This is a genomic window from Exiguobacterium sp. UBA3491, assembly GCF_002377745.1.
Classification (GTDB): domain Bacteria; phylum Bacillota; class Bacilli; order Exiguobacteriales; family Exiguobacteriaceae; genus Exiguobacterium_A.
In genome coordinates this window covers 129,459-142,546 of the sequence record NZ_DFQK01000009.1, presented here as the reverse complement: position 1 = coordinate 142,546, position 13,088 = coordinate 129,459, and the positions used below count along the sequence as shown (strand labels likewise).

The 13,088-nt window shown below is 46.0% G+C and carries 11 protein-coding genes; 8 read left to right on the top strand and 3 right to left on the bottom strand.

The features are described 5' to 3' along the window. Window positions 1–62: 62 nt before the first annotated feature. A complete protein-coding gene (locus tag B4F99_RS02265; protein WP_290755049.1) occupies window positions 63–1,451 on the bottom strand; it encodes a sensor histidine kinase in 1,389 nt (462 codons plus the stop codon). Continuing rightward, window positions 1,435–2,097, bottom strand: coding sequence for a response regulator transcription factor (locus B4F99_RS02260; protein ID WP_214852922.1), 663 nt, complete (start codon window positions 2,095–2,097; stop codon window positions 1,435–1,437). Before B4F99_RS02260 ends, B4F99_RS02265 begins: the two co-directional genes overlap by 17 nt. A gap of 130 nt (window positions 2,098–2,227) precedes the next feature. On the opposite strand from B4F99_RS02260, the gene B4F99_RS02255 reads away from it, so the two are divergent. Beyond that, entirely contained in the window at window positions 2,228–3,697 is a 1,470-nt protein-coding gene (locus B4F99_RS02255) for a UDP-N-acetylmuramoyl-L-alanyl-D-glutamate--2,6-diaminopimelate ligase (RefSeq protein WP_290755047.1), read from the top strand. Between the two features lie 23 nt (window positions 3,698–3,720). Here B4F99_RS02255 and rnhC read toward each other — a convergent pair whose 3' ends face one another. Then, window positions 3,721–4,641 carry a ribonuclease HIII gene (gene rnhC, locus B4F99_RS02250; RefSeq protein ID WP_290755046.1) on the bottom strand — a complete coding sequence of 307 codons (921 nt, stop codon included), beginning with the start codon at window positions 4,639–4,641 and terminating at the stop codon, window positions 3,721–3,723. Between the two features lie 120 nt (window positions 4,642–4,761). Between rnhC and zapA the strand changes: the two genes are divergently transcribed. From zapA to B4F99_RS02215, 7 genes are all read left to right on the top strand, one after another. Then, the gene (gene zapA / locus B4F99_RS02245; RefSeq protein ID WP_029342308.1) at window positions 4,762–4,998 is read left to right on the top strand and encodes a cell division protein ZapA; all 237 of its coding nucleotides are present in this window, start codon (window positions 4,762–4,764) and stop codon (window positions 4,996–4,998) included. 3 nt (window positions 4,999–5,001) lie between these two features. Beyond that, entirely contained in the window at window positions 5,002–5,550 is a 549-nt protein-coding gene (locus tag B4F99_RS02240; RefSeq protein WP_290755044.1) for a CvpA family protein, read from the top strand. A gap of 45 nt (window positions 5,551–5,595) precedes the next feature. Continuing rightward, window positions 5,596–7,311, top strand: a complete 1,716-nt coding sequence (polX, locus tag B4F99_RS02235) for a DNA polymerase/3'-5' exonuclease PolX (RefSeq protein ID WP_214852934.1) — start codon at window positions 5,596–5,598, stop codon at window positions 7,309–7,311. After that, a complete protein-coding gene (locus B4F99_RS02230) occupies window positions 7,312–9,678 on the top strand; it encodes an endonuclease MutS2 (RefSeq protein ID WP_290755041.1) in 2,367 nt (788 codons plus the stop codon). A 10-nt stretch (window positions 9,679–9,688) separates the two neighbouring features. After that, entirely contained in the window at window positions 9,689–10,096 is a 408-nt protein-coding gene (locus B4F99_RS02225; RefSeq protein WP_023469001.1) for a DUF350 domain-containing protein, read from the top strand. A gap of 183 nt (window positions 10,097–10,279) precedes the next feature. Then, window positions 10,280–11,176, top strand: a complete 897-nt coding sequence (locus B4F99_RS02220) for a YitT family protein (protein ID WP_035406360.1) — start codon at window positions 10,280–10,282, stop codon at window positions 11,174–11,176. A 196-nt stretch (window positions 11,177–11,372) separates the two neighbouring features. Next, window positions 11,373–13,046 carry a long-chain-fatty-acid--CoA ligase gene (locus B4F99_RS02215; protein ID WP_290755039.1) on the top strand — a complete coding sequence of 558 codons (1,674 nt, stop codon included), beginning with the start codon at window positions 11,373–11,375 and terminating at the stop codon, window positions 13,044–13,046. The last annotated feature ends 42 nt before the right edge of the window (window positions 13,047–13,088 follow it).

Sequence of the window (13,088 nt, the reverse complement as noted above, 5' to 3'; positions counted from 1 at the left end):
TTAAGTTAACTAGTTAACTTAAAGGAGTATAGCGGATTCTTTACTTCTTTGGCAAGTAGAAATCAAGAAGTAGTTTCAAAAAACGTCGTGAATCGTACCTGATCAGGTGTTCCAGTCAAAGTAGTCTTTAAATCTAATCGATCCATGATTTGGTGTACCAAATATAGTCCGAGACCACTACCGCCATGAATTCGATTTCGCGATTGTTCGGCGCGTGTAAGGGGGTGGAACCAAGCGGCAGTATCACTTGAATCTTGAATAGTCGGTGAGTTCGTAATCGTTAGCACCACACCATTTTGTTTTCCGGTCGTCTCGATTAGAATCGTTCCACCCGGAGCCGTATACGATATGGCATTCATTAATACGTTATGAAAAGCGCGCTCCAACAAGTGACGATCCGTGTTAACGTTCCAGTCTCCTTTAGGTGAGATCACACGTAATTGCTGATCATGAATAAGTTGTCCGAATTGATCGAGTTGTTGTTCGAGTAACAGACGAAGATTCGTTTCCTCGAAATGAAGTGCCATTTGTTCGACACGGGCGACTTCGAGCAACGATGCAATTAGACGTTCCATATTTTCAATCACCTGACTAGCACGCTCCAAATAGTAATCACGGTCTCGGTAGACTCCGAGATTCAAGAGCATCCCTTCGACTTGACCCTTGATGATCGTAACAGGTGTTTTTAACTCATGTGAGATAGCGAGGAATAGCTGTCTTCGTTCTGCATCACGTATTCGATCTTTTTCCGCTTCAAGACGAAGGCGTTCATTGGAGGCTTGTAAAGAATCCATCGTCGCCTCGAGTGTGGTGGCGAGTTGATTGATATTTCTTGATAGATCACCCAGTTCATCCGTTGAGTGATGATGGGTTCGGACAGCAAAGTTTAAATTCGCTAACTCCTTCGTCGCTTGATTGATGGAGATCAGCGGTCGAGAAATGGTACGTGAATAAAGATAGGCAGCAAGACCGGCTAATAATAGAAGCGGAAAAACGATATAAGGAGCTAGTTTCAACAAGACGGCTTTCACTTCATCAATCGGTTGAATCATTTGATCCGCATCGAGAGTAACCGTTTGACTGTTCAGTTGAAGTGGAAGGGAGGCTTGGATCGTTCCGGTAGGAGAGTTATCGGTAGTGCGACGAATCGGTCCGCGACCAAAATCGGGTGCATATAAGAGTTGATCGTCCTCCGTCCACAGTGAAAAACGAATCCCTTTGTCTGTCAGTTGATCAAGCAATGGGATGAGTTCTTCGATTGAACGATCTTTACTTTTTAGTTTAATAGATGCCATCGTCGAGTGAAATTGTTCTTCTCGATAGGACTGATAGTACGAAGGCAACGAGGCATATAGAAAACCAACCGTCGAGAGGACAGCTACGATGAGTAAGCTCATCGTTAAAAAAAATAGTTTAGCAGTGATTCCTTGACGTTTAGCTAGGTGCTTCAAGCTTATAGCCAACTCCTTTTACTGTTTGAATATAAGGTACGTTTATTTTTTTTCGTAGGTTTTTAATATGTGTATCCAAGAATCGTGTATCGCCAAGGGCATCAAACCCCCAAAGTTGCTGAATCAGCTGTTCTCGTTCGAGTACACGGCCGGGATGTTCGAGTAATAAATGAAGAATTTGAAATTCCTTAAGTGTTAATGTCGTCGGATTTCCAGAAACGTATACGTTATAGCTTGATGGAAAAAGGGTAATCTCTCGAAATGAGAGTGATTCTGCTTCATTCGATTGAATGCGCCTGATAACGGCTTCGATCCGTCTAAGTAAGATGCGAAGGGAAAATGGTTTTGCGATGTAATCATCGATTCCGAGATCAAATCCTTTCACCTGGTTTTCCTCATCTTGCAAAGCGGTTAAAAAAATAATCGGCGTTTGTGATTCTTTACGAATGTCGCGTGCAACCTCAAAACCATCGAAGAAAGGCATCATGATATCTAAGATGATTAAATCGAAAGAGCCCGATCGGTAAAGTTGTAAGGCTTCCATGCCGTTTGCCGCGCTAGATACAATGTATCCATTGGAGTTCAATAATTCTGTTAGTAGTTCCCTGATATCGTATTCATCTTCTGCGATCAAAATATGTGTCATATCATTCACCTCATTGTTAGTTGTAACATATTCATCTGAAGTTTAGCTGAAGATAAACAATTGATACATCGAGTCATTTATATTAGACCAAATAAAGCAAATCTTGAGACAAGGAAGGGAAGCAAACATCATGAAGCCCTGTTCGAAATCCTTAGCATCATTAGTATCACTTTTTAACTTACGAACAGATTCAAATCCGATAGTTACGAGTATTGAGACAGACTCACGAAACGTAATACCAGGAAGTCTGTTTATTTGTGTTCGCGGCTACACGGTAGATGGTCATCGATATGCTAGAGAAGCGGAACGTAATGGAGCAGTTGCGATTTTAGCGGAAGAAGCATTAAGTGATGTAACGATTCCTGTTATTCTCATCGAAAATACAAAGGCAGCTGCCGGGAAGGTAGCAGACTTTTTTTATGATCATCCGAGTCAAAAAATGCGTGTCTATGGTGTAACGGGAACGAACGGAAAAACGACGACGACAAAATTGGCGTATGATCTCTTTCGTGCAACAGGCATAAAAGCCGGCATGATTAGCACGGTCGGTGCACGAATTGATGAGGAACTCATTGAGACACCGAATACGACGCCTGAAGCGATCATCTTACATCGACTGTTGTATGAAATGGTTGAAAAAGGCGTGACGGATTGCATCATTGAAGTGTCTTCTCATGCATTAGCTGAAGGTCGAGTCGAAGGAGTGTCTTTCCACTCGGCAGCATTTACGAACCTGACGCATGATCATCTGGATTATCACCATTCAATGGAGGATTACGCCAAGACGAAAGCGTTGTTATTTCAACAAGTCGCTGCGTCAAATGGTCGGACCATCGTCTTGAATCGAGAAGATGGTTGGAGCCGCGTCATGCGAGAAGCTGCGCCTTTACAACCCGTCATCTGGTATACGACACAACCACACCGGACGTCACAAATCGCGGTCGAATGGTTGACGGACACCGTCAATGTGCGGATCGACGAGACGACGACGCGTGTGCCGACAGCTTTACTAGGTGAATTCAATGCAGCGAATTTAGCAGCGGCGATGGGATTATTGCGGGCAGGTGATGCCAATCTCTATGCTTTGATTCGTCACATTCCAGAACTGGAATTGCCGAAAGGACGACTTGAACGACTGGACTGGGCACCTTGTGAGATTTATATCGATTATGCCCATACACCGGATGGTCTAGAAAAATGTTTACAGGCACTCACTTTTTCCGGAGAATCGCTATCGGTCGTTTTAAGTGCAGCTGGAGAGCGTGATCGAACGAAACGAGCGGAAATGGGGCGGATTGCAAGTAAATATTGTGAACACATCATCGCAACGGTCCATGATGCGAGGACAGAGGATCCGGATCGAATCATCGAAGAGCTAATCGTTGATATTCCACGTGAACATTTAGTAGGTTGTCATACATCCCGTCACGAAGCGCTCGTACAAGCAGCGCATCTGGCGCACGAAGGAAAACGCATCGTCATCGTCGGGAAAGGTCATGATGAGGTAGAACGAATCGGTACAAAAACGATTCCTTTTAATGAAAAACACATACTTCTTGCGGAATTAGAACGACTGTCTGAAGGGGAGTCCGTCATTTAAAAAAACCGACCATTCCGTTAAGGTCATGGTCGGTTTCGTTTCGCAGCTAGTTGTTGTGCCTTTTTCGTATTCGCAAAATGGGCTTTCGTCCAGTCACGCAGTTTGTCAGCTCCATAACGTAAAATCAGTGAGGCGGCGACTTGATCGACCTTGGCACCAGCACCTTTCGGAATGACGACACCTGTTGTTTCACTCAACTTGTCCATCTCCTTCAAAAAGATGGCGCGAGCAATGATCGAGGAGGCAGCGACAGCGACATGGAGTTGTTCCGCCTTGGTCGAGAAGTAGACATTTTCTCGAACGGGATTGACGACACCAGCTAGGTGTTTATAATAGACACTTTTTTCGGCGAACTGATCAATCAAGATCGCTTCTGGTTTCGTCTCCAGTTGGTCAAGAAGCCGCTCGATTACATCATTATGCATCAGGGCAGTCATCTTTCCTTGAGTCATCGACCGTTGCATCTGATTGTATTCTGGATTGTGTAGGATACGATATGTGTACGGAATGACAGCATGGAGATCGCGAGCAATTCGACGAATCTCGATATCGTTCAAATGTTTGGAGTCTCGGACACCGAGTTCGTGAAGAAGTGCGATCTGCTTTCGATCAACAAAGGAAGCGGCGACGACGAGTGGACCGAAGAAATCGCCTTTCCCGACTTCGTCACTACCAACGACGGACCATTCCGAAAAACCATTCGGTAACGTTGAAACAAGTGGTTCTTTCGACTTAGTCGGCGAAGCCGTACCGAAACGTGTAGCGATAGCTTCGGCTTGCGGTCCTTGAAACATCACTTTTCCAGAATTATAAATCGTGATGACACAACCAGGAATCTTGGCAGCAAAACGGGCATACGGAGGAGACTTCGTCTCGTTCTTTTTGAAGTTCTGTATGACTAAGTCCTGTTTTTCTTTAGATAAGCGTAAAACGGTCGTTCCCATAGGATAACCTCCCTTTCCGGGATTAAGCATACCATCCTTAAGACCGATGGGGGACTTCTTTTCCTAAAACGAAAATGATGGTACTATATGAAAGAAGCAAAGTATGAGGAGGACAGAAAAATGGCTGATTCAGAAGGGTTGAACCGGACGACGATTCATATCGCAGGCAATGATTATACGATTGTCGGAACGGAGTCGCCAGAACACGTACGCGAAGTGGGTCTCCTCGTAGATACGAAGATTCGAGAAATCCGAGAACAAGCACCACAACTCGACGTTCGTCAAATCGCCGTCCTAGCGGCGCTTAATATTGGTAGTGATTATGTAAAAATTAAAAAGAATTTGGGTGAACTATAAACTATGATTTCTCTCGTTATCTTATTACTTCTCGCCGTAGGTGTCATGACAGGGGTCCGAAGGGGAGTTGTGTTGCAGGCCGGTCATTTGCTCAGTCTGATCATTTCCTTCATCGTTGCACTGTCGTTCTATGAGGAACTGGCTACGAAATTCCGATTGTGGGTACCATATCCGTCTACACTGGATGATGCGGGAATCGATTTGACGATGTTCGCGATTCCAAGTTCAGCACGACTCGATGAGGTGTTCTACAAAGCCTTTTGGTTCGTCGTCCTGTTCTTCGGTACAAAAATCATCTTATCGATCTTATTGTCGATGTTTGATTCGGTGACGAATGTCCCGATTCTAAAACAAGTCAAAGGGTTGTTAGGTGGCGTCTTTGGTTTCATCGAGATGTACATCTTCATCTTCCTGCTCTTGTTCTTAGCGGCATTCGTTCCAATCCAATCGATACAGGATGCGATCGCGGATTCGAGTTTAGCAAGCTTCATTATCCAGCATACCCCGCTTCTTGCGAACTGGCTGATGGATCAAGTTGGATTGATAAAATAAACAGGCTCCCACGATTGGGAGCTTTTTTTGAGGGGAGAACTGCACATGCGTACGATTCAAGATGCGATGCGTCATTTGGAACGGATATCGGTCTACCTAGAGGTCAAAGGGGAAAATCCATTTAAGATTAATGCTTTTCGGAAAGCAGCAAGTATTCTCGAAGCATCCGATGCTGACTTCATGGCGATTGAGGATTTCACGGCGATGAAGGGGATCGGGAAAGGAACGGCTGCTGTTCTAGAGGAATATCGTGAAACGGGAACGAGCACGGCACTGACAGAACTCGAACAAGAAGTGCCAGAAGGATTGATCGCCTTATTGAAGATTCCGGGTCTTGGTGGGAAAAAGCTCGCTAAACTGCATGAAGTTGGCGTCATTGATGCAGATTCCTTTGCAGAGAAATTAGCAGATGGTACAGTCGAAGCGATGCCTGGATTCGGCAAGAAGACGGTCGAGAAGTACGTTAAAGCACTTGAAACGTTTGAAACACGACCGGAGCGATTACCATACGGTGTCATGCGAAAGATCGTCGCTGAATTGAATCAGACACTTGCATCGTTTGATGCAATCATTCGTTTTGAAGTTGGAGGAAGTTTCCGTCGAGCAGAAGAGACGTGTAAGGATCTTGATTTCATTCTATCAACGAATGAACCGGAACGAATCAAGGAGCAGCTTCTAGAACTGTCGCTCATCGATGAAGTCATCGCAGCTGGCAGCACGAAAGTATCGCTCATCTTAAAACGAGACGTTCATTATATCGCGGTTGATTTCCGAATCGTGGATGATGCGGCGTATGCATCCACATTACATCACTTTACGGGTTCGAAGGATCACAACGTCCGGATGCGCCAACTCGCAAAAGAGCGAGGAGAGAGTATTTCTGAATATGGTGTCGAGACCGAGCAAGGATTAGTGCAACCGAACACAGAAGAAGAATTGTTTGCGCGATATGATTTACCGTTCATCGCGCCTGAATTACGAGCGGGACGTCATGAATTCGAGCAAGATTTATCACGTCTCTTGACGGAACAAGATATTCAAGCCGATGTGCATATGCATACGACATGGTCAGATGGTACGTTGTCTGTTGAAGAACTAGTCGATGCCTGTGCTGCACGCGGATATACATGGATGGCGATCACGGATCATAGTAAATATATGAAATTCGTCAATGGATTAACGGAAGAACGTCTGCGTGCACAACGTATTGAAATCGAAGCGGCACGCGAGAAACATCCCGATATGACAATTTTATGCGGTGTCGAGATGGATATCTTGCCCGATGGATCACTTGATTATGAAGATGAGTTCTTAAAAGAAATGGACTATGTCATCGCCTCGATCCACTCGAAGTTCGATCAGACGGAAGAAGAGATCATGCAGCGGCTCGAGAATGCTTGTCGTAATCCTTATGTTTCCTTGATTGCTCATCCGACGGGACGAATCATTGGAAGACGAGAAGGATACGCCGTCAATGTCGATCGATTGATCGAACTAGCAGCGGAGACAGGAACAGCGCTTGAGATGAACGCGAATCCAGCACGTTTTGATTTAACAGCAAGTTCGCTTGCGAAAGCGAAGGCTGCCGGCGTAAAGATTTTAATTAATACGGATACACACCGACCAGAAATGTTAGAAGATATGAAACTTGGAGTCCTCCATGCTCGTAAAGCTTATTTGGAGGCGTCTGATGTCATCAATACGTGGTCTGCTGAAGAAGCACTCGAATTCTTCGGTCGAAAACGTTTAGGAGTGGATTAAATGAATGCCAACGCATTACGCGTTTTAGAATATGAGAAGTTAAAAGAAAACATGCTCGCCTTCACGGCTAGTTCACTCGGAGCACAGTTCGTCCGGGCAATGCGTCCGGCGGAAGACTTCGAGCAGGTCAAGGAACTGTTAGCTGTCACGACGGAAGCAACGACGGTCTACCGGTTGCGTGACCGTTATCCGTTCGGTGGATTGACGGACGTCCGAAGTGAAGTGAAACGAGCAGAAATTGGTTCGGTCCTCTCGACGAGTGAACTTCTAGCCGTCGCAGACGTCGTCTACTCGGGACGTCAAGTGAAGGCATTCCAAGAACGGCTACACGAAGACCATGCGGATCTACGATTACCGCGCCTTGATAGTCGAATCGAGCAAATCACGAAGCTCGTCGAGATCGAACAGGGGATTCGCCATGCCATCGACGATCAAGGGACTGTCCAAGACTCAGCGAGTGATAAATTACGAGCGTTACGCAGTCAGTTACGCTCGCTCGAAGGACAAGTTCGTTCGAAAATCGATAACGTCTTACGTAGTAAAGCGAAGATGCTGTCTGACGCCATCGTGACGATGCGAAACGATCGTTATTGTGTACCGGTCAAACAAGAATATCGTCAAGCGTTCGGCGGAATCGTCCATGATCAGTCCGCTTCTGGAGCAACGTTGTTCATCGAACCGCAAGCTGTCGTCTCTGCGAACAACGAAATTCAAGAAGCGCGTTTGAAAGAACGGGCGGAAATCGAACGAATTCTTGCACAACTATCGGCACTTGTCGGTAGCGTTGGTGATTCGCTACGCATCAATCTGGATGTATTAGCAGAACTTGATTTCATCATGGCAAAAGCATTATACGGTCATCAAATTGGAGCGGTCGAGCCACGCTTGAACGAAAACCGCCATATCATTCTGAAGGAAGCACGGCATCCGTTCATCCCGAAAGAGGAAGTCGTACCAATTACCGTATCACTGGGTGGGGATTTTACGTCACTCGTCATCACCGGTCCGAACACCGGCGGTAAGACAGTTACCTTAAAGACGATCGGTCTTTTGCAATTGATGGTGCAATCAGGACTATACGTGCCAGCTGCAGATGAGACGGAACTCAGTGTCTTCGATGCGATTTATGCCGATATCGGGGATGAACAGTCGATCGAACAAAACTTATCGACGTTTAGTTCGCACATGACGAACATCGTCTCGATGATGGAAAAAATCGATTTTATGAGTCTAGTGCTGTTCGATGAGTTAGGTGCGGGAACGGATCCGACAGAAGGGGCTGCCCTTGCAATCGCAATTCTTGATGAAGTGAAGCGACGCGGCGCACGTGTGGCAGCGACGACACACTATTCAGAATTAAAGGCTTACGGCTATAACCGAGAAGGGGTCGTCAATGCGTCGATGGAATTCGATGTCGAATCACTCAGTCCGACCTATCGCTTACTCATCGGTGTACCTGGACGCTCGAATGCGTTCGAGATTTCAAAACGTCTTGGACTCGAAGACCGGATCATCGACGCGGCACGTGGTCAGATCGGTAGCGACGCACAGTCTGTCGAGACGATGATCGAACGATTAGAAGAAGCGAAACAGCGGGCTGAAACGTTAGAGGCACAGTTGTTAGAAGAGAAAAAACGACTTGTCGAAGAGAGAGAGCAGTTCGAGCAAGAACAAGCTGAGATCCAGGAAGAGAAAAACGAAATTCTGGCAAAAGCGGAAGAAAAAGCAGCACGTGCGGTCGAACGCGCTCAAAAAGAAGCAGAAGGCGTCATCAAACGTCTGAAGGAATTACGAGACGCTGGTGCCGTCAAAGAGCATGAACTGATCGAGGCGCGGAAGCGACTCGAAGACGCGAAGCCGAGTCTGCAAGAGAAGCGGATCGCTAAAGTAAAAGCAAAATACGACCAAACGCCGCGATTTGATAAAGGCGAAGAAGTTAAAGTCACGACTTTCAATCAAAAAGGCTACATTATCAACCAACAGGCGAACGGCGAGTATACCGTCCAAGTGGGCATCATGAAGGTGAACGTCAAACCGGAAGATCTCGCGAAGATTGGCAGTACACCAAAACGTCCACAAACGAAAGGGCGCTCTGGTGGAACGAGTGTGACGAAACAATCGGCGCCTTCGGCTGAACTGGATTTACGTGGCGTGCGTGTCGAAGAAGGGTTGTCGAAGCTCGAACGCTTCATGGACCAAGCCTTGTTATCGAATTACGACCACATCCGTGTCATTCATGGCTTGGGTACGGGAGCGATGCGACAAGGTGTTCAAGAATTCTTGAAAGGTCATCGTCACGTCAAAGGTCACCGGTTAGGTGGTCAAGGTGAAGGCGGACACGGTGTGACGATCATCGAACTGAAATGAGGAAAGCAAGATGAACATTTTTGAGAACGTCTATGTCTATACGACAGCGCTCTATTCGGTCGCGGGATTACTGATCATTTTGGGGCTTGCACTTTTTGAGTTGACAACCCGGTATAAAAACTGGGAACATATCAAGAGTGGCAACATCGCCGTTGCGTTAGCAACAGGTGGAAAAATCATCGGACTCGCCAATATCGTTCATTTCGCTGTCCAAGGGGAAGAACGAGTCGGGTCGATATTTCTTGAAAGTGCCTTTGGCTTCTTATTGTTGATATCGACATATTGGATCTTTGAATTCCTGACACCGAATTTGCCGGTAGACCGTGAAATCGAGAATGGCAACATTGCTGTCGGTATCATTTCATGCGCTTTATCGATCGGCATGTCCTACGTCATCGGATCAGCGTTAGTGGGGTGAATCCGTGTTAGAACGTTTAGCGAAAATCATGTTCGGGGTTTCGATCGCCTTTTTGGTTGTCGGTATCCTTTGGATTGTATTTAATTAAAAGAACCGGTCTTACCGTGTGATCATTCCGTACTGACATCGTTTCAGTACGGAATTTTTATTGAGCCACGCCTAATCAAAAAAGGAGGAACGCATATGAACGTACGAAAAACATCAACAACGACAGAAACGAGACGCCGTGCTTTTGAGGCGATGCAATTGATTTCTTGGAAGGACATCTTCTGGGTTATCATCGGGTCGTCGATTCTCGCCTTTGGAATCAACTACTTTACGATTCCAAATGATCTCTCAGAAGGTGGATTGATTGGGATCACGGTCATTTTCTATTATCTTTACGGTTGGGATACGGGACTTGTCTCCTTGCTTGCGAACGCTTTGCTGTTCGTTGTCGGTTATCGATTCCTTAGCCGGAAGACGATGCTTTACTCAGTCATCTCAGTCGCCGTCACATCGTTTGTCCTCTCTTCGACAGCAAACCTTGCGACATCATCGGATAGCCGTTTGATTGGAACGGTCTATGCGGGTATTTTGATTGGTGTCGGAATCGGACTCGTCATTCGTGCGGGAGGAACGACGGGCGGTGGTGTCATCATCGCTCGACTGATGAATAAATACTTGAATCTCAGTATCGCAGTCTCGATGTTCATCATCGATGTCGCCGTTGTCGGTGCGTCAGGTTTTCTATTTGGAGAAGAGACGATGCTGTACACGTTAATTGCGATCATCATCGGTTCGTATTTGATTGATCTCGTCAGCGAAGGATTGAACGTCCGCGAAGCGGTCACGATCATTAGCCATCGCCAAGAAGAAATCGCGACGATCCTGACGGAGACGCTCGGACGTAGCGCGACTGTCATCCACAGTCATGGTCATTTCACGAAACAAAAGAATGACATGTTGTATATGATCGTCGATAAACGACAACTGGCACCGTTGAAACAAATCGTCGAAGCAGCGGATCCCCGCGCCTTCGTCGTCATTCATAAAGTGCGAGAAGTCATCGGGGAAGGATTCACATATCCCTCCCGGTAATATGGATTCAAAAGTAGCACCGCTCTTTTTCGGAAATCGAGAAAGGGAGGTGCTGCTTTTTTAGTATTAAAATTTTGATTGAAAAAACCAAAAAACAAGCAGATTCAATTTCTTTTTTGGGATTTTACTGGCATGTCGAATTCAAATCAACGTATAATGAAAATGAATAGTAATTCATTATCAGGGAGGGAAACGTATGGAATCCGTTTGGTTATCTGATTATCCAAAGCAAGTACCCGTATCGATTGATTATCGAGAAATACCTCTTTATCAGGCACTTGATGAGGCAGCGACTGATTTTCCAGAACAACGTGCCTTAAGTTTCTTAGGGAAACGTATGACGTTTCGTGAAGTGTGCGACGAAGCACATGCACTCGGAAGTTTACTTCAAGAGCATGGCCTCAAAAAAGGAGATCGTGTCGGACTGATGTTACCGAACTGTCCCCAGTATATGATCAGTTATTATGCTGTCCTCTATGCTGGTGGAATCGTCGTGCAGGTGAATCCGCTCTATACGGACCGTGAACTCGAACAGATCCTCATCGATTCAGGTGCACATCTGCTCGTAACCCTCGACCTACTTTATCCGAAAGCATCTCGCGTCAAAGCGGCGACGGAACTCAAAACGGTCGTGACAACAAGCATCGCGGATTACCTTCCCTTCCCTAAAAATAAACTGTATCCCATTAAAGCACGGAAAGATAACAACATCATCATCGATACGACGGGTTCGATTCCATTTTTATCGCTACGTGGTTATGAACCGATTACACCGATTGCGATTCAACCGAAAGAAGATGTCGCGGTTCTTCAGTATACGGGTGGAACGACAGGTGCTCCAAAAGGTGTCATGCTGACGCACTATAACCTGAGTGCGAATGTCGAGCAAATCGACAAATGGTTTTATAAATATGAGCGGGGAGATGGACGAAAACTGTTAGCTGTCGTTCCGTATTTCCATGTCTATGGCATGACATGTAACCTCAATTTCGGTATTTTTAATGCCTATGAGCAAATCATCGTTCCGAAATTCGACATCGAACAAGTATTGAAAACGATTCATAAGGAAAAACCCAATCTGTTCCCTGGTGCACCGACGATGTATGTCGGTCTGTTGAACCATCCGAAGCTAAAGAAATATGATCTGTCTTCAATCGAAGCTTGTATTTCAGGTTCAGCTCCACTGCCGGTCGAAGTCCAGGAAAAATTCGAAGCATTAACGGGCGGACGAATCGTTGAAGGATATGGTTTGTCTGAGACGAGTCCAGTGACGCATACGAACTGTATCTGGGATCGCCGGATTCCTGGAACGGTTGGTATTCCGGTACCCGATACGCAAGCGAAAATCGTCCAAGCGGATGGAGAGACACCCGCAACTCCTGGTGAGATCGGTGAGATCATCGTCACAGGTCCGCAAGTCATGAAAGGATACTGGAAACGACCAGAAGAGACGCAAGCTGTTCTTCGAAACGGTTGGTTGCACACGGGAGACCTTGGTTATATCGGCCAAGATCATTACTTCCGGATCGTCGATCGGAAAAAGGATTTAATCATTGCTTCCGGATTTAATATTTATCCACGTGAAGTCGAAGAAATCTTGTACGAGCATCCGGCCGTCAAGGAAGCCGTCGTCATCGGTGTTCCGGATGCCTATCGTGGAGAGACCGTCAAGGCGTTCATCGTCGTCAAGGATGAGATGACGGTCACAGAAGAAGAGCTTGATCAATTCTGTCGTAAACAGTTAGCGTCATTTAAAGTGCCAAAGCAGTACGAATTCCGACAAGAGTTACCGAAGACGTTCGTCGGGAAGATTCTCCGCCGTGTTCTTGTTGAAGAAGAACGTGCCAAACAACTCGAAGAAAGCAGTTGACAGGACGAAATGACATGATAGAATAAATATGAATGAACCATC